Origin of the sequence: Pseudonocardia yunnanensis (assembly GCF_039534065.1) — a bacterium.
Classification (GTDB): domain Bacteria; phylum Actinomycetota; class Actinomycetes; order Mycobacteriales; family Pseudonocardiaceae; genus Pseudonocardia; species Pseudonocardia yunnanensis.
The window spans coordinates 1-17,109 of record NZ_BAAAUS010000027.1 but is presented as its reverse complement, the minus strand read 5'-3'; the positions used below and the strand labels follow the sequence as shown (position 1 = coordinate 17,109).

The window sequence follows — 17,109 nt, the reverse complement described above, 5'->3', positions numbered from 1 at the left end:
GTCGTCACAGGCTCTGCGTCGCCGGCTCAAGCAGCGAGGATGGGATTCGATTGACTTCCGTTGACCAGATCGTGAGCTCGTTTCGCCAAACGCCGCGGGCCGCGGGTCACTCCGAGCGGACCCGCCGGGAGCTCCGGGAAGCACTGGCGGCCGTCGACCTCCTCGACGGCCTCGACGACCTGACGATCCAGGAGCTCGACGACGACGAGGTTCTTCTCATGTCGCGGGACGGGCGCGAGGTCGCCACCTGGCAGCAGGACTACCCCTACGACGAGCGGATGACCCGCGACGAGTACGAGATCCGCAAACGCGCGCTCCAGATCGAGCTGCTGAAGATGCAGTCCTGGGCCAAGGACACCGGGCAACGGATCGTGGTGCTGTTCGAAGGCCGCGACGCCGCCGGTAAAGGCGGCACGATCAAGCGATTCATGGAACACCTCAATCCGCGTGGCGCCCGGGTGGTGGCCCTCGAGAAACCGTCGCCGCGCGAGCAGTCGCAATGGTACTTCCAGCGCTATTTCAGCCAGCTGCCCTCAGCCGGGGAGATAATTCTTTTCGACCGCTCCTGGTACAACCGCGCCGTCGTCGAACCCGTCATGGGCTTCTGCACCGACGACGAGTACGAAGAGTTCATGCAGCAGACGCCCGCGCTCGAGGAAGCGCTGGTGGGCACCGGCATCCATCTCGTGAAGCTCTGGTTCTCCGTCTCCCGCGCCGAGCAGCGCACGCGATTCACGGTTCGGGTCATCGACCCGCTGCGGCAGTGGAAGCTCAGCCCGGTCGACCTGGCGGCTCTGGAGCGCTGGGACGATTACTCGCGGGCGAAGGAGAGGATGTTCGCCCGCACGGACACCGCAGTGGCGCCGTGGACCGTCGTGAAGAGCAACGACAAGAAGCGCGGTCGGATCGCCGCACTGAGCTGGGTGCTGTCCAACCTGGACTACCCGGCGAAGGATCCGGACGTCGTCGGCACCCCCGACCCGCTCATCGTCGGGTCGCCCGCCGATGTCTACGAGGTCAGCGAACGCACCTCGTAACCCGCGCTCACCGTCGGGCCGGTTTCGGTTTGGTGCCGTTGTTGCGCAGCGATCCGAGCCGGTTCAGGACGTCGAACCAGAACGGGGCGCCGAAGGCGGCCGCAACCGCGGTGAAGGCAAGTCCGAGTGCCGCGGCGAGCCAGTCGGTCACGGCGGGTGCCGCTGCGGGGCTCGTTCCGGGAGCGCGGACACACGCGGCAAGGTCCAGGGGGCAGCCCGCGGGCCACCCGACAGGAAGTCCGACCGCGTCGAGCTGCTCCAGAACGCCCCGCGCGCACTCGGCCGCGCCCGACCCGGCGATCTCCTCCCCCTCTCCGCCGACGGGGTCCGTGGCCGGCGCGCTGTCGGTTGACGCTGGGGGCGGGGTGCCGCACACGGCCGGGTTGGCCGCCGCCTGTGCCACGGCTTCGCGGACGATCCCGTCGCCGTAGAGGGCGGAGGCGATCCGAACCGAGTCGACGTTGAACGCGATCGCGATCAGCACCCCGACCACGACGATTCCGCGTTTCGTCCAGCGCTTGTACCAGCCCGACACCCGCTCCATCTGCGCCTCGTACCAGTGTTCGAGCTCGGTCAGGAACCGTTCCGGGTCCCCCTGCGCGCGCTTCCACAGCCCGTCGAGCGAGCGGGCCAGCGCCGGCGGATGGAGCCCGGCGATCCGCTCGCCGATACGGCCATCCGCCAGCCCGCCCAGCAGGACGTCCACGAGGGCGGTCGCCACATCAGCGGCCGGGAGGTAGGACGGGAGCCGGGTGTAGCGGCCGTCCGGACCGCTCTGCCGGCGGGCCCGCAGCAGGGGATGGGCCATCACCCGCACCAGATCCGACTCCGCCGCCTGCCCCACCGTCGGACGGAGCACCGACTGGTAGAGGGCCTCCTCCGCACGGGCCGCCTCCCACAACGCGAGCGGTGACCACCAGTACCGCGAGCGGTGGCCGCGATCCTCGACGAGCATCGCCTGCACGCCGCGCAACAGGAACTTCGCACGTTTCCGCTGCAGATTCGCCCACCACTCGATGACCGCCGAACTCAGCAACGCCACCAGGAAGAACACGAACGACAATCCGATTACGGTGTCCAGGACCGCCGAACCCAGCACACCCACCCCCAGCATCCCCCGCGGCCGGTTCGATGAGCAGAGCAGACGCGGGTGCGCGCCGAGAAGGCAGGTCTCGGCCCGCCAACGGCTCGTTCACGCCTGTACACCTGCACACAATGAATCGGCAATCTGTGCTGATGCGGGGCGGAGTTTCACCGTGTGGGCCGCCAGTAGGAGCGCCCGGGTCACGGTTGCGGAGTGCGGTCGATCTCGGGTAGCCAGTCGCGTCTCGCGTCGAACCGCCGGTCCGCGCGGCCGACCGCGAGCAGACAGCGCAGGAAGCGCGCGAGAGCCGGGTCGGCGTCGTCGCGTCGCCACACCACGGACCAGGGATACCGAGGCACCGGGTCGACGAGCGGAACGACGCGGCATCCCGACCCGGCCGGTACGGGAATGTCGGCCGGTACGAGCGTCATCATGTTCGTTCGCTCGCCGAGCTGCATGATCACACGGTCGATCCCCAGGTTCGTGCCCGTCGCGTCGACCCGGGCCCCGAACGAATCGGCGAACCGGCGGATGTAGCCGCTGTATTCCGGGGCGTCCCGGGTGGCGGGCGCCCACAACGTGGTGCCCTCGAGGTCGGCCGGGCGCAGGCTCGTGCCGGCGAGCGGATGTTCGGCGCGTACGAGAACCCCGAGAGCGTCCAGGTGCACCAGGGCGTGCCGCAGTGACCGTGGCCATGGTGTGCCGAGGTCGTGCACCCGGCCGAAGGCGGCGTCGACCTCGCTGCGCAGGAGGGCGGCAGTCGCCGCGGCGAGCCCACGCCGCATGCTCGGCTCGACCTCCAGACCCTCGTCGGCGTCGAGCACGCGTCCGACCATGCGCAGCGGCGCGTGAAGCTGGCCCCACACGTCGACGCGCAAATGCGCGTTACCGTTGCGTGCCGTCGCGGCCGCGGACTCGGCGAGAACGAGGAGCCTGCGCGCCTCGGGGAGGAATCGTCTGCCGGCGTCCGTGAGCTCGACGCTGCGGCCACCGCGGGAGAAGAGCGGACCGCCCAGCGCGTGCTCGAGGCGTTGCACCCGCTTCGACAGCGCTTGCTGGGTGAGGTGCAGATGAGCGGCCGCGCGGCTGAAGTTCAGTGCATCAGCGGCCGCGACGAAAGCGCGGACCTGTGCAAGGTCGAGATCCACCTGGCCGTCGCGCACGCTGCTGCTCCCCCCGCCACCGCCCGGCGGATGTCTACGCGGACAACCGTTGGTTGTGCAAGCCGCCGGAGATCTGTTGGACGCCGCGCATTCACCGTTGCTTCGCTGGACGCGGCGGTCCGGGACGGTCCGCCCGACCCGCGAGGAGGTGGCCCAGTGGCCGAGCGAGGCGAACGTGTCCACACCGTGGTGCTGGGCGCCGGCTACACCGGAACGCTGACGGCGATCCGCCTGGCGCGCCGTGTGCGGAGGGGAGCGGTCACGCTCGTGAACCCGTCGCCCCTGTTCACCGAACGGCTGCGGATGCACCAGCTCGCCACCGGCCAACAGCTCGCCGAGATCGCGCTGCCCGACCTCCTTGCCGCAACGGGCGCCACCTTCGTCCAGGGCCGGGCACGAGGCATCGAACTCGCCGCCCGGCGTATCGACATCGACACCGACGAGGGAGTCACGCAGATCGGCTTCGACCATCTCGTCTGCGCGACGGGCAGCGCAACCGACCGTGCCGCCGTACCGGGGATCTCCGAGCACGCACACACGCTGGACGGGCCGGGGGCCGCCGCAGCCCTGGCCGCCCGCTTGCGGGGTCTGCCCCGGGGCGGGTCCGTCGTGGTGTGCGGCAACGGGTTCACGGGCGTCGAGGCGGCCACGGAGATCGCAGAGTCGTTTCCGCACCTGCGGGTGATGCTGCTCGGCCGCGGAGAAGCCGGCGCGACGATGGGCGCCGGTGCGCGCGCCCATCTCGACGCGGCTCTGAACCGTCTGCACATCGGCGTGCGCAGCGGCGTCGAGGTACGGAAGATCCTCCCGGACGCGGTGGAGCTGGCAGGCGGCGAGCTCGTGCGGTTCGACGCGTGCCTCTGGACGGGCGGGTTCGTCGCCCCGCCCCTGGCCCGGGAGGCGGGACTCCACGTCGACGGGCAGGGTCGGGTGATCGTCGACGCCTTCCTGCGCTCCGTGTCACATCCGGAGGTCTTCGCCGTAGGCGACTCCGCCGCAGTGGCCATGCCGTGGGGCGTGGTGCACGGAACCTGTCAGAGCGGGATCCCTTCCGCCGCCCACGCGGCGGACAACGTGGCACGCACGATCGCCGGCAGGACTCGGCGCCCGTTCCGGTTCGGGTACATCCATCAGCCGGTGAGTCTCGGCCGGCGCGACGCGGTCATCCAGTTCACCCGCCCCGACGACAGCCCGCGCCGTTGGTACCTCTCGGGCAGAGCAGCAGTTGCCTACAAGGAGCTGGTGACGAGCAGCCCGCCGATCACCTTCCGGCTCTCCCGCCACTTCCGCGTTCCACAGCGGCTGCTCGCGTCCCGGGGCGGGACAACGACCCGCTGAGTCCTCTCGCCACTCTCACGGGATCAGGACCGCCGCCCCGGTCACACGGCCCCCCGCGAGATCGGCGAGCACGCGGTCGGCCTCGGCGAGGGGATGCGGCATCACGGTGGGCCGCACCCCCAGCGCGACGGCGAGCCGCAGGAACTCCTCCCCGTCCGCCCGCGTGTTGGCTGTGACGCTGCGCAGCTGCTTCTCCCGGAACAGCTCCTCGGCGTAGCTGATCCGCGGGATGTCGGACAGGTAGATCCCCGCCACCGCGAGGGTGCCGCCCTGGTCGAGGGCCCGCATAGCCACCGGCACGAGCCCACCCGCCGGCGCGAAGAGCACGGCGGAGTCGAGCGGCTCGGGCGGTGGGTCGTCCGACGATCCGGCCGAAGCGGCTCCGAGTTCGAGAGCGAGCCCCCGTGCCTGCGCCGATCGCGTGAGCACATGGACCGTCGCTCCCTGCGCGATCGCCACCTGCGCGACGATGTGCGCGGACGCCCCGAAGCCGTAGATCCCCAGCCGCCCGCCCGGAGGCAGCTCAGCGCGCCTCAGCGCCCGGTACCCCACGATCCCCGCGCACAGCAGCGGGGCCGACTCCGTGTCCCCGATCCCCTCGGGCATCCGGTAGGCGAACGCCTCGGGCACCACGGCGTGCTCGGCGTAGCCACCATCGGCGTCCCAGCCGGTGAACGTCGCGAACGGGCACAGGTTCTCTCGGCCGGTGCGGCACCACCGGCAGCGGCCGCACGTGCTCCGCAACCAGGCGATCCCCACGCGGTCGCCGACCGCGAACCGATCCGCGCCGGCGCCGAGCGCGTCGACCACTCCGACGACCTCGTGGCCGGGCACCGTCGACGGCCGTCGCGGCGGGAGATCACCCTCGGCGAGGTGCAGATCCGTGCGGCACACCCCGCAGGCCAGCACCCGCACCCGTACCTCTCCCGGCCCGGGCTCCGGCTCGGGCAGATCGACGGGACGTAGCGGGCGGGTCTCGATCGGCCCGGGCTGTTCCACCACCCATGCACGCATGTCACCACCATGCCCGGTGATGCCGCCGCGCTGTATCACCGCAGGCAGCAGTATCAGCGCCAGGCCGTGGGTCGATCACGCCGTTAGAGTCGCAACCCGTGAATCTCGATCGATGGGTTCCGGCATGACCGGCTACGCGACCTACCCGAGCCTCCGCGACACAGTGGTCCTCATCAGCGGAGGTGCGAGCGGGCTCGGCGCGGAGTACGTGGCCCAGTTCGCGGCGCAGGGCTCGCGTGTCGGATTCGTCGACATCCAGACGCAGGCCGCGGACGCGCTCGTCGAGCACGTGACCGCGCACGGCCACCCGCGGCCCCTCTTCCGCGAGTGCGACATCCGCGACCTCGACGCCTACCGCGCGGTGATCCGGGAGATCGCCGCCGAGCTGGGCGACGTGCAGGTACTCGTCAACAACGCGGGCAACGACACCCGCCATGCCGTCACCGAGGTCGAGCCGGCGTACTGGGACGAGCGGATGCGGGTGAACCTCGACCACATGTTCTTCGCCGCGCAGGCCGTCGCCCCCGCGATGCGCACCGCGGGGCGCGGATCGATCATCAACATCGGCTCGATCAGCGCTCACATCGACCTGCTCGACCTCACCGCCTACATGACGGCCAAGGCCGCCATCGAAGGCCTCACCAGGTCCCTGGCCCGCGAGTTCGGCGCCGACGGTGTGCGCGTCAACTGCGTGCTGCCCGGCTCGGTGATGACACCGCGCCAGCGGGAGACCTGGCTGACCCCCGAGGCGGACGCCCACCGTGCCGCGGCCCAGGCCGTGCCGCACGTCCTTCATCCCGACGACATCGCGCGCATGGTGCTGTGGCTCGCCGCCGACGACAGCCGGGCCTGCACGGGCCAGCGGTGGATCGTCGACGGCGGGTGGATGCACATGTGAGGCCAATTCGGTCGCGGCGCCGACGGTGGCCGCCCTAGCGTCGCGGCCATGACCTACCGGCCCGCCATGTCCTCCGAGCGGATCGCGGAACTCCGACACTGGCACGAGCGTGCCTACCGCGAGCTGAGCAACGTCGGGGAGCAGCGGTTGTCCTACCTCGGCCTCGACCTCGTGGTCCCGCCCGGCGTCTTCGCCCCGACCCCCACGTCCGACCTGCTGGGCCGGGCCGTGCTCGACGAGGTGCGCCCCGGCGACCGCGTGCTCGACATGGGCACCGGTTCCGGTGTCAACGCGATCCTCGCCGCCGGCGTCGCGGCGGACGTCGTCGGCGTCGACGTCAACCCGGCCGCTGTCGAGGCGGCGACGGCGAATGCCGCTCGCAACCGGGTGCGCGCCGCGTTCTGCGTCAGCGACGTCTACTCGGAGGTGGAGGGCAGCTTCGACCTCATGGTCATCGATCCGCCGTTCCGCTGGTTCGCCCCGCGGGACCTGCTCGAGTGCGCGATGGCCGACGAGGGCTACGCCGCGGTGGGCCGCTTCTTCTCCGGCATCGATGCACGCTTGCGGCCGGACGGTCGCGTGCTGCTCTTCTTCGGCACCTCCGGCGACCAGGACCATGTGCTCGGCCTCGCGACGGCGGCCGGGCTCTGGGCCGAGGTGGTCGCGTCCCGCGACCTGACGCTGCGCGGGACGACGGTGACGTACTCCACCTTCCGCCTCGCACGCTGATCCCCGGCCCGGGGCTTGACCTTGTCGCAGCGTCAGGGTTTGTGATTGCGGCATGCGCATCGGCGAGCTGGCGGAGGCGGTCGGGGTGTCCACCCGCACCGTCCGCCATTACCACCGGATCGGGCTGTTGCCCGAGCCCCCACGGCGGTTCAACGGGTACCGGACCTACGGCGTGCGTGACGTGCTGCGGCTCGCCCGGGTGCGGCGCCTCACCGAGCTGGGACTGAGCCTGGACGAGGCGGCTGACGTGCTCGCCGACGACGAGGGCCGGGAGCTGGGCGAGATCCTCGCCGAGATCGACGCCGACCTCGCCCGTCAGGAGGTGGAGATCCGGCGGCGTAGAGAGCGGCTGGCGGAGCTGCTGCGCCGGGCGGCCGATGGCCCCCTGGACGCCGACGACGCCGTGTCGATGCCCACGGCCGAGCTGCTCGACCGGATGACCACGGCGTTCCCCGGCAGCGACGCCGCCCGGCGCGACCGCGAGTTCCTCGCGCTCCTCGACGCCAGCGGGGCCGCCGCGCTCGTCGCTGAGCAGTATCGAGAGGTCCTGCACGATCCGGAGGTGGTGGCGCGCACGGCGGAGCTGTACCGCCGCTTCGACGAGCTGGCCACGCGGTCGGTCGACGACTCGGACGTCACCGAACTCGCGCGCGACTTCGCCGCGGCCGTCCCCGCCGAGCTCGTGGCGGGAATCGACCCGGGCCTGGACCTCGACGCCCATCCGTTCGCCGCCGCCTTCCTCCGCGACCTCGCCCCGGCACAGGCCGAGGCCGTCCGCCGCGTGTACGGGATCTGGAGCGGGCGATGACTCCCCTACCGGTTCTCGCGAAGCGCGCTGCAGAGTTCGAGGCCGCCGGGTGGCGCAGCCTCGCCCGTTGGGTGCTGCGGCGCCCCGACACCGGGCCGGGCGACGCGGCCTTCGCCTACCACGCTCCGATGCTGGCGCCGATCGTGGTGATTCTCGCCCTGTCGGTCATCGAGGTCGTGGCGCTGGACCTGATCGTGCCGTGGCCGTGGCAGTGGTTGCGCATTCTGCTGCTGGTCCTCGGCGTCTGGGGCGCGGTGCTCGTGCTCGGGATGCTCGCCGGGGTGATCGTCCACCCGCACACGGCCGGGCCGTCGGGACTGCGCGTGCGATACGGAGCAGGCCTCGACGTGCGCATCCCGTGGGAGGCGGTCGCGGGCGCCCGGCGGGTGCGCCGCAGCCGCGACGGCCACACGGTGCAGGTCGACGGGGACACCCTGCACGTGGTGGTGTCCAACCAGACCACGGTGGAGGTCACGCTGAACCGGCCCGTCACCGTCGTGCTGACAGGGGGCCGCACGGCGGAGATCACCGAGCTCCGCTTCCACGCGGACGATGCTGCGGGCCTCGTGGCGGCGGTCCGGGCGCAAGCTGACGTGATTCCGGGCCGAGCCGTCTGAGAATTCCTCGCCGCATCTGTCGAACGGGCCCGGAACCGTTCGTACAGAGGGTGGGACGCCGGCACCGGGCCGGCGCCACAGTGCGAGGAGGTCCCACCCGTGGGCATGCTCACCGTGGTCGGCAACCTGACGCTCGACGGCGTGATGCAGGCGCCGGGCCGCTGCGACGAGGACGAACGCGACGGCTTCGCGCACGGCGGCTGGGCGCAGCCCTACAGCGACCCTGTCATGGGCCGTGTGATGGGCGAGGGCATGACCGCCCCGAACGTGTCCCTTCTCTTCGGCCGGCGGACCTACCAGGACTTCGCCGGCTTCTGGCCGAAGCAGCAGGACAACCCGTTCACCCCGGTGCTCGACGCTCGGCGGAAGTACGTCGCGTCGAGGACCCTCACCGAACCGCTCCCCTGGAACAACTCCGCGCTGCTCCACGGCGACGCGGCGAAGTCCGTGGCCGAGCTCAAGGCCGAGTCGGCGGACGACCTCGTCGTGCTCGGCAGCGGAGAGCTGTGCCGCACCCTCATCCGGCACGACCTCGTCGACCAGTACGTGCTCTCGATCCACCCGCTCGTCCTGGGCTCCGGGCGGCGCCTGTTCACCGACGGCGCCTTCACGGACAACGCCGCATTCGCCAGACTGCGGCTCGTCGACTCCGTGCCGACCACCACCGGCGTCCTCATCGCGACCTACCGCCGGATCGGCGCTGACGCCTGAGGGGGCTTTCCGATGAAGCAGTACCTGCTCAGCATCTACCAGCCCGACGGCGAGCCTCCCCCGCCGGAGGTCTTGGAGCCGATCATGCGGGATCTCGATGCCCTCAACGAGGAGATGAGAGCCGAAGGGGCCTGGGTCTTCGCTGCGGGGTTGCACCCGGCAAGCACGGCCACCGTGCTGCGCGCCCGGGGCGACGACGTGCTCATCACCGACGGGCCGTTCGCCGAAGGCAAGGAGCACCTGGGCGGCTTCACGATCGTCAGGGCGCCCGACCTGGACGCTGCCCTCGTGTGGGGCCGCAAACTCGCCCGGGTGCTCACGCTCCCCGTCGAGGTGCGGCCGCTCTACGGCGAGGACTGATCCTCCGTGCCGGTGCTGTCCACGGCGGAGATCGAGCGTGTGTTCCGCGCGGAGCACGGTCGCGCGGTGGCCGTCCTGGTGCGCGCCTTCGGCGACATCGACGTCGCCGAGGAAGCGGTGCAGGACGCGTTCACCGCCGCCGTGGCGCGCTGGCCCACGACAGGGCCCCCTCCGAGCCCGGCCGGCTGGATCATCACGACCGCCCGCAACCGTGCCATCGACCGCCTGCGCCGCGAGGCGTCCCGTGAGGACCGGCACGCCCAGGCCGCCCTTCTCGACGCGCCGTCGGAGCAGTCCGAGGAGGGACCCGTGCGGGACGATCGTCTGCGGCTGATCTTCACCTGCTGCCACCCGTCGCTCGCCACCCCGGCGCAGGTCGCGCTCACGCTCCGGCTCCTCGGCGGGCTCAGCACGGCGGAGATCGCCCGCGCGTTCCTGGTGCCCGAGCCGACGATGGCGCAGCGGCTGGTCCGGGCGAAGGGCAAGATCCGAGACGCACGGATCCCCTACCGGGTGCCGCGCGAGCCCGATCTCCCGGAACGTCTCCACGCCGTGCTGGCCGTCGTGTATCTGATCTTCAACGAGGGCTACACGGCCGGCTCCGGCGACCGGCTCGTCCGCGAGGACCTCTGTGGCGAGGCCATCCGCCTCGGCCGGCTGCTCGCCGAGTTGATGCCCGACGAACCGGAGGTCGACGGCCTGCTCGCACTCATGCTCCTCGCCGAGTCGCGCCGTGCGGCCCGCACCACGGCCGACGGTGGCCTCGTCCTGCTCCCCGACCAGGACCGCGACCTCTGGGACGCCGACCTCGTCGCCGAAGGCCAGGCTCTCGTCCGGCGCTGCCTGCGGCGTAACCGGCCGGGCCCGTACCAGATCCAGGCAGCGATCAACGCCGTGCACAGCGACGCTCCGTGCGCCGCCGCCACCGACTGGGGACAGATCCGCACGCTCTACGACCAGTTGCTGGCGCTGACGCCGAGTCCGATCGTCGCCCTCAACCGCTCGGTCGCGGTCGCAGAGGTGGACGGACCGCAGGCAGCGCTCGGGCTCGTCGACGATCTCGGCCTCGACGGCTACCACCTGTTCCACGCCATCCGCGCCGACCTGCTCCGCCGCCTCGGCCGCGAGGCCGAGGCTGCGGAGGCGTACGAGGCCGCGATCGTCCGCACCGGCAACGAGGCCGAGCGTGAGTTCCTGCGACTTCAGGCTGTCGCGCTCTCCCACGTAGACGTCGAGCCGGAGCTCGGCGGCGACGTCGGTCAGGGTGTAGAGGCAGGGCCTGACGTGGTGATATGTCGAGGCCGGCCCCGGCGCAGACGCCGCGGCCGGCCCCGGTGATCCGGTGAGGCGGCTCTCAGGCCTTCGGGCCGCCGGCCGCGTACACGACCTGCCCGGAGATGAACCCGGCGCCTTCGCTGACGAGGAAGGACACCAGGTGGGCGATGTCCTCGGGCTGGCCGACCCGCCCCACAGGGATCTGCTTCGCGGACGCGGTGATGAAGTCCTCGAACGGCACACCCAGCCGATCCGCGGTGGCGCGGGTCATCTCGGTGGCGATGAACCCCGGCGCGATTGCGTTGGCGGTGACGCCGAACTTGCCCAGCTCGATCGCGAGCGTCTTGGTGAAGCCCTGCAGACCGGCCTTGGCCGTGGAGTAGTTCAGCTGGCCGCGGTTGCCCAGCGCGGACGTGCTCGACAGGCTGACGACCCGGCCCCACTTCGCCTCGACCATGTGCTTCTGCACGGCCCGGGTCATGAGGAACGCGCCACGCAGGTGCACGCCCATCACGGTGTCCCAGTCGACCTCGGTCATCTTGAACAGCAGGTTGTCGCGCGTGACGCCCGCGTTGTTCACCAGCACCGTGGGCGCGCCGAGCTCGGCCGCCACGCGGTCGACGGCGGCCTGCACCGCCTCGGGGTCGGACACGTCGACGGCCACCCCGAGCGCCCGCCCACCGGTGGTGACGATCTGCTCGGCCACGGCCTTCGCCCCGGGCTCGTCGAGGTCCAGCACAGCGACGGCCATCCCGTCGGCAGCGAGCCGCTGCGCCGTCGCGGCCCCGATGCCGCGCGCTGCTCCGGTGATGATGGCGACACGGTTCGTCGCAGTGGTCATGCTCTTCCCTCTCGTCCTCCCCGCGCGCCGTCGCAGCGGGGGTCCAGCCCCGGTGGTCGCAGGCTCCAGCACAGCTCCAGGCGGCCGTGTTCGATCTCGGCCGTCCACGACATGATGATGCGCGAGACACGTGCCTCGCATGCCGGTATGTCCCGGATCAGACCTTGCACTGCGCCGCTGGTCCATATGCCGTGGTCGAGATCACCGGTTTCGTCAGCGCGCAACGACCACTGACCGACGGGACCGCGAGATCCGGGCACGACCTCCGGGAGCAATCGCCGGGCCGGAGGCGACTCGTGCCCGGCATCCGGGCGACTCGCGGAGTTACTCAGCGCCGGTGAGGCGGGCGAGCTCGTGGCGCCATGCGGTGGACTCGGTGAACCCGCTGCCGAGGTCGGGGAGCTCGGCGAGGTCGGCGTCGGGCAGATCGACGGGTGTACCGCCCGCGTTCGCGACGGCGAGCGCCATGCGGGCGAGGGTGTCGACGCTGATCGCGCGCAGCACCGCGTGTGCCGGGTTGTCCCCCGTGCTGGTCAGCCCGTGCCCGCGCAGCACGACCACGGGCCGGTCGCCCATCGACGCCACCATCTCGGCCGCGAGGCGCCGGTCGCGCACCAGGACGGCCCGCGGATGGACGGGCACGCCCCCCGCGGCCAGATGAGCGCCCGGGATGTCGTAGGCCCCGAGCATCGGCCGGATCGCCAGGCCTGCAAGGTCGGCTGCCACCACCGCGAAGGGGTGGGCGTGCACCACCGAACGGACCTCGGGCCGGCTGCGCAGCACCTCGGTGTGCAGCGGCAGCTCGTTCGGGACGCTGTAGCCGCCCTCGAGGTCGCCCTCCCCCTCGAGGTTCACGAGCCGGATGTCGGCGGGCTCGGTGAACGCCAGGCCCCGCTCGCGCGGGCCGCGGCAGCGCACGAGGAGGTGCTCGGCGTCGACGCGCACGCTCACGTGTCCCAGCACTCCGTCGGCGAGCCCGCGGGCGGCCATCACGCGACAGGCGTCAGCGATGTCGTGGCGGACCGCCTCCAGATCCATCGTCGCCGTCCCCATCAGATCACGTAGCTCTCGAGGGTCTCGCGGGCGAACAGCTCGTCCGGCGCGAGGCGGCGTGCGGTCAGGCCCTGCTCGTGGGCGTAGCGCAGGAACACCTCGAGGGTGGCGCGGTTGCGCTCGAGCCCGTACGGCCAGAAGTCGGGGCCGAGGACCCGCCGGGTGCGCTCGACCTCGTCGTACTGCCACGGGAGCATGTAGCGGTTGGCCGCGGTCTCGGACATCCGGCTCTCCGTCAACGCCTTGGCCTGCTCGAACGCGGCGAACAGCGACTGCGCCACCCACGGCCGTGCCTCGTACACGTCCCGGCGCACCACCACCACGTGCATGATCGGGAAGATCCCGGTCTCGGCGGCGTACTGCTCCTCCACGGCGCGGGGGTCGGCGAACAGGCGCCGGACCTCGGGCCGCCCCTCCAGCAGCGGGCGCGGCATGCGCGGGGCGTAGAGGGCGTCGATCTCGCCCGTCACCAGCATGTCGGCGAGCGTCCGGTCCGGCGCGATGGGCGCGATGTCGATCTCCGGCGGCAGGTTCAGCGCCTGCTTCTCCACCCGGCCCGGCTGGTGCATCCCTCCGGTCCGGTACTTCACCGAGGACACCGGCACGTCGTGGTGGTCGGCGAGGATGCCGCGGATCCACACCACGGCCGTGAGCTGGTACTCGGGCACGCCGACGGTGCGGCCCACCAGGTCGGCCGGCTTCTCGATACCGCTCCCGCTGTGGATGTAGATCCCGTTGTGCCGGAACGCGCGCGAGGGGAACACCGGGATCGCGACGAACGCCGTGCCGTCGGGATCAGCGGCCAGGTTCGTCACGTAGGACCCCAGCGACATCTCCGCCGCGTCGAACTCGCGGTGGCGCAGCATCCGGAAGAAGGTCTCCTCCACCGGCAGGCACAGGTAGGTCAGGTCCAGCCCGTCCGGGCGGACCGATCCGTCGGCGAGTGCCTGCGTTCGGTCGTAGTCCCAGCAGGCGAGGGTCAGCGGGATGCGGCTCATGCGGCTCCTTCGTGAAGGGGGGAACGGGAGGGGGGTCCGGCGTCAGGGGCGGATCGGAGGGCGGCCGCCGCACTGCCGCCCACCAGGCAGGCGGCCGCGAGCACGGCGAACACTCCGGCCACGGCCCACGCGGCGGCAGCGAGCGCGCCGACGACGAGAGGGCCGGCGAACGAGCCGACCCGGCCGATGCCCAGCGCCCAGCCGACACCGGTCGAGCGGATCGCGGTCGAGTAGGCCACGGCGGCCAGGGCGATCACTCCCGAGCTCGCGCATCCCAGCCCGAGGCCGACGAGCACCTCCGCCGAGGCCACCCCTGACGCCGACGGGGCGAGCACACCGACCCCGACGAGTCCGATGGCGGCGAGCAGGAACGCGGCGGGCAGCACGCGGCGCGCGCCGTAACGGGTGATCAACCAGCCGCCTGCCGCCGTGGCGATCACACTGCCGGCGTTGAACAGGGCGAGGGCCAGTGCGGTGCGGGCGACCGGCAGCCCGAGGGGTGCGAGCAGGGTGGGCGCCCACGACGTGTTGACGACGAGCACGCCGAACGCCACGAAGGACGCGGTCCACAACAGCGCGGTACCGAGCCGGCGGTCGGCGGCGAAGAGCCGGCGCACCGGAGCGCCGGCGGTGCGATCGCGGGCGTCGGCCACGAGCAGCGAGGGATCGACGGAGACGTCGGGCGCCACCCGGGCCATCGAGCGCGCGACCCGCCTGCGTGGTGCCCGGCGGGACACCAGGAAGATCAGCGACTCGGGGAGCGCCACCACGAGCACGACGGCCGTGAGAAGCGGGCCGACGCCGCCCACCACGAAGAGGCTGTGCCAGCCGCTGACCGGTATGAGGGCGCTGCCCAGCAGCCCGGCGAGCACCCCGCCGAGGGGGAAACCCGCGAAGAGCAGCCCGGCGACCGCGGCGCGCCGCCGGACCGGAACCACCTCGGAGGCGAGACTGATCGCGCAGGGCACCGCGGCGCCCAGTCCGAGACCGGTGAGGAAGCGGTAGACCAGGAGCGTCGTCACCGTGTTCGCGGTGATGGTGGCGAGCGTGAACACGCCGAAGGTCACGACCGCGGCCACCAGCACCGCCTTGCGACCCAGGCGGTCGGCCCATGGCGCGATCACGAGACCACCGACGGCCAACCCGGCCAGAGCAACGGAGAAGACGGCGCCCAGGGCCCCCACCGGGATGTGCATCGTCGCGGCGATGGACGGGGCGGCGAGCCCGATGATCTGCAGATCGAGGCCGTCGAAGAGGGCGACCAGCGCGCAGAGCGCGACGCAGAGCACTCGGACCGGGTTGAGCCGGGCCTTCTCGATCACCTCGCCGACGTTCACGGTCGCCGTTCGTGTCATCGTCGACCCTCCCGTTGCCGTCGCCGATGTACGTCACCGTATACGTAAAGACGTACATAAAATAGTGCGGCGGAGCACCCGCGACCACGGCGGAATCAGGTGGTGGACCGTTTCGGTGGGGTCGGGTGGTAGACGGTCTCGTCGGCCGGCAGTCCGGCCTCGCTCTCGAGCCGATCGACCAGCTCCAACCCCTGCCGGGCCCACCGCACCTCGGTGTGGGCACGCTCGGTCAGGCCCCGGTACACGTGCACCTTGAACGCGACGATCGCCGCCTGCGCATGCCGTGGCGCATGCGCGAGGCGCTGGCGCAGCAGCAACGTGTCGCGCCGTTCGAGCTGGTCGGCGTGCAGCTGCCACCGCACCGCCATCCGCTCGTAGTGCTCGAGGTGGCTGCGCAGGTGGCGACGGACCAGGTCGAAGGAGCCGAACTCGAAGTAGGTGGCCTTGAGATACGCGGCATCCCGTTCGCGGGCGGGCTCGACCACCTCGGAGACCCATCGCAGGAGCTCGTCGCAGCCGGGGTCGGTGATGAAGTAGTGCCGTTTCGTCGCGCCGGCTCCCCGCGGCGCCTCCTCGGCCTCGACCAGGCCGTCGGCCTCCATCCGGCGCAGCTCCGTGTAGATCTGCGGATGGTGGGCGTGCCACACGTAGGCGGCCGAGGCGTCGAACTGCCTGGTCAACTCGTAGCCGCTCATCGGCGTGGCCTCGAGCAAGGCCAGCAGTGCATACCGCAACGCCACGGGGTGAACCTCCTGCACTCGCGCGTGGGCCACGATCCTGGCACGCGAGCGACATCCACCCATGTTGCCCACAGCCGTGTGACCGGGCTTTTCCCGCCACGACTGCGTGACGCCGCACCACGTCGGCGGGCGACCGAAGCCCGCGACAAGATCGCCGACCCGCCCGATTGACCGGGGATCGGAGCCGGGCTGACCTCTGCCAGGTGAGTGTGGCCTTATCATCAGGCCATGAGCGCTCACTCCGACGCACCTGACACGGCGGCGCCAGACCGATACGGCGACATGTTCAACCGCGTGAACGCAGGGCGGGTGTCGAGGCTCATCGTCGACCAGATCCGCCTACTGATCCGCGACGGCCAACTCAAGGCGGGCGATCGCCTGCCCTCCGAACGGGAGCTGGGAGAGCGGTTCGGCGTGAGCCGGGTGACCGTTCGCGAAGCGCTGCGAGGGCTCGAGGCCAACGGTCTCGTCACCATCCGCGTGGGCGCCCGCGGCGGGGCGTTCGTCACCGCACCGACGAGCGCCCTCGTGGGAGAGGGCATCTCGGACCTGCTGACGTTCTCCGTGATCGAGCCCGGCGACGTCACCGAGGCCCGGCAGGTCTTCGAGGTCGGGATCGTGCCCCTCGTGTGCCAGCGCGCCGACGAAGCGGACATCGCCGACCTGTTGGAGATCTGCGATCGCGCGGAGGCCCACCTGAAGGCGGAGAAGACCTATCCCGCTGCGCTCTCCGCCGAGTTCCACGTCCGGGTCGCGCGCGCCACCCACAACGCAGCCGTCGAGATGCTCGCCCGGTCGTTCCACGGACCGATGCTGATGTCGCTGATCCGCGCGCAGGAGGAGGACCCCCACGTCGGGATCCGCGGCACGGCGGAGCACCGCGAGTTCGTCCTCGCCGTGCAACGCAGGGACGAGACCGCAGCCGTCGCCGTGATGACCGAGCACCTCGCCCGCACGGCCCAGCGCCTGAGGCACAACGACCGCTCGGCCGTGCAGGACGGGGGCTCGGTCAACGGCGGTTAGTGCCCCGCGGCTTTGAGTTGGGCGTCGAGTCGGGGGTAGACGCGGCGGGTGTTGAGTTCGAAGAT

The 17,109-nt window shown here is 71.5% G+C and carries 18 protein-coding genes; 10 read left to right on the top strand and 8 right to left on the bottom strand.

The annotated features are described in order from the left end of the window. Window positions 1-50: 50 nt before the first annotated feature. Complete coding sequence (ppk2, locus tag ABD743_RS24850; RefSeq protein ID WP_344724609.1) at window positions 51-1,037, top strand: polyphosphate kinase 2; 987 nt, start codon at window positions 51-53, stop codon at window positions 1,035-1,037. A gap of 7 nt (window positions 1,038-1,044) precedes the next feature. On the opposite strand, the gene ABD743_RS24845 is transcribed toward ppk2, so the two are convergent. Together ABD743_RS24845 and ABD743_RS24840 are read right to left on the bottom strand one after the other, a co-directional pair. Then, the gene (locus ABD743_RS24845; protein WP_344724608.1) at window positions 1,045-2,100 is read right to left on the bottom strand and encodes a hypothetical protein; all 1,056 of its coding nucleotides are present in this window, start codon (window positions 2,098-2,100) and stop codon (window positions 1,045-1,047) included. Window positions 2,101-2,321: 221 nt separating this feature from the next. Then, the gene (locus tag ABD743_RS24840; protein WP_344724607.1) at window positions 2,322-3,284 is read right to left on the bottom strand and encodes a LysR family transcriptional regulator; all 963 of its coding nucleotides are present in this window, start codon (window positions 3,282-3,284) and stop codon (window positions 2,322-2,324) included. Window positions 3,285-3,440: 156 nt separating this feature from the next. On the opposite strand from ABD743_RS24840, the gene ABD743_RS24835 reads away from it, so the two are divergent. After that, entirely contained in the window at window positions 3,441-4,622 is a 1,182-nt protein-coding gene (locus tag ABD743_RS24835) for an NAD(P)/FAD-dependent oxidoreductase (RefSeq protein WP_344724606.1), read from the top strand. A 15-nt stretch (window positions 4,623-4,637) separates the two neighbouring features. Here the strand turns inward: ABD743_RS24835 and ABD743_RS24830 are convergent, their stop codons facing one another. Further along, window positions 4,638-5,636, bottom strand: a complete 999-nt coding sequence (locus tag ABD743_RS24830; RefSeq protein ID WP_344724605.1) for a zinc-dependent alcohol dehydrogenase family protein — start codon at window positions 5,634-5,636, stop codon at window positions 4,638-4,640. Between the two features lie 112 nt (window positions 5,637-5,748). Here ABD743_RS24830 and ABD743_RS24825 point away from each other — a divergent pair, with 112 nt between their 5' ends. From ABD743_RS24825 to ABD743_RS24795, 7 genes are all read left to right on the top strand, one after another. Beyond that, entirely contained in the window at window positions 5,749-6,534 is a 786-nt protein-coding gene (locus ABD743_RS24825) for an SDR family NAD(P)-dependent oxidoreductase (protein WP_344724604.1), read from the top strand. A 48-nt stretch (window positions 6,535-6,582) separates the two neighbouring features. Continuing rightward, entirely contained in the window at window positions 6,583-7,263 is a 681-nt protein-coding gene (locus ABD743_RS24820) for a methyltransferase (RefSeq protein WP_344724603.1), read from the top strand. A 52-nt stretch (window positions 7,264-7,315) separates the two neighbouring features. Then, complete coding sequence (locus tag ABD743_RS24815) at window positions 7,316-8,071, top strand: MerR family transcriptional regulator (protein ID WP_344724602.1); 756 nt, start codon at window positions 7,316-7,318, stop codon at window positions 8,069-8,071. Continuing rightward, complete coding sequence (locus ABD743_RS24810; RefSeq protein ID WP_344724601.1) at window positions 8,068-8,688, top strand: hypothetical protein; 621 nt, start codon at window positions 8,068-8,070, stop codon at window positions 8,686-8,688. The genes ABD743_RS24815 and ABD743_RS24810 overlap by 4 nt, the downstream gene beginning before the upstream one ends. A 105-nt stretch (window positions 8,689-8,793) precedes the next feature. Next, the gene (locus tag ABD743_RS24805) at window positions 8,794-9,399 is read left to right on the top strand and encodes a dihydrofolate reductase family protein (RefSeq protein WP_344724959.1); all 606 of its coding nucleotides are present in this window, start codon (window positions 8,794-8,796) and stop codon (window positions 9,397-9,399) included. 12 nt (window positions 9,400-9,411) lie between these two features. Beyond that, window positions 9,412-9,759 carry a YciI family protein gene (locus tag ABD743_RS24800; protein WP_344724600.1) on the top strand — a complete coding sequence of 116 codons (348 nt, stop codon included), beginning with the start codon at window positions 9,412-9,414 and terminating at the stop codon, window positions 9,757-9,759. A 6-nt stretch (window positions 9,760-9,765) separates the two neighbouring features. Then, window positions 9,766-11,097, top strand: coding sequence for an RNA polymerase sigma factor (locus tag ABD743_RS24795; protein ID WP_344724599.1), 1,332 nt, complete (start codon window positions 9,766-9,768; stop codon window positions 11,095-11,097). Window positions 11,098-11,113: 16 nt separating this feature from the next. Here ABD743_RS24795 and fabG read toward each other — a convergent pair whose 3' ends face one another. The 5 genes from fabG to ABD743_RS24770 all read right to left on the bottom strand — a co-directional run bounded on the left by fabG (window position 11,114) and on the right by ABD743_RS24770 (window position 16,021). After that, complete coding sequence (fabG, locus tag ABD743_RS24790; protein ID WP_344724598.1) at window positions 11,114-11,875, bottom strand: 3-oxoacyl-ACP reductase FabG; 762 nt, start codon at window positions 11,873-11,875, stop codon at window positions 11,114-11,116. Window positions 11,876-12,199: 324 nt separating this feature from the next. Further along, window positions 12,200-12,913 (bottom strand): 3,4-dihydroxyphthalate decarboxylase, encoded by a 714-nt coding sequence (gene phtC, locus ABD743_RS24785; protein ID WP_344724597.1) that lies wholly within the window; start codon window positions 12,911-12,913, stop codon window positions 12,200-12,202. 14 nt (window positions 12,914-12,927) lie between these two features. Further along, window positions 12,928-13,926 carry a substrate-binding domain-containing protein gene (locus ABD743_RS24780; RefSeq protein WP_344724596.1) on the bottom strand — a complete coding sequence of 333 codons (999 nt, stop codon included), beginning with the start codon at window positions 13,924-13,926 and terminating at the stop codon, window positions 12,928-12,930. Next, entirely contained in the window at window positions 13,923-15,281 is a 1,359-nt protein-coding gene (locus ABD743_RS24775) for an MFS transporter (protein WP_344724595.1), read from the bottom strand. Before ABD743_RS24775 ends, ABD743_RS24780 begins: the two co-directional genes overlap by 4 nt. A gap of 95 nt (window positions 15,282-15,376) precedes the next feature. Continuing rightward, window positions 15,377-16,021, bottom strand: coding sequence for a PadR family transcriptional regulator (locus tag ABD743_RS24770; RefSeq protein WP_344724594.1), 645 nt, complete (start codon window positions 16,019-16,021; stop codon window positions 15,377-15,379). Between the two features lie 228 nt (window positions 16,022-16,249). Here ABD743_RS24770 and ABD743_RS24765 point away from each other — a divergent pair, with 228 nt between their 5' ends. Next, window positions 16,250-17,044, top strand: coding sequence for a FadR/GntR family transcriptional regulator (locus ABD743_RS24765; RefSeq protein WP_344724593.1), 795 nt, complete (start codon window positions 16,250-16,252; stop codon window positions 17,042-17,044). The last annotated feature ends 65 nt before the right edge of the window (window positions 17,045-17,109 follow it).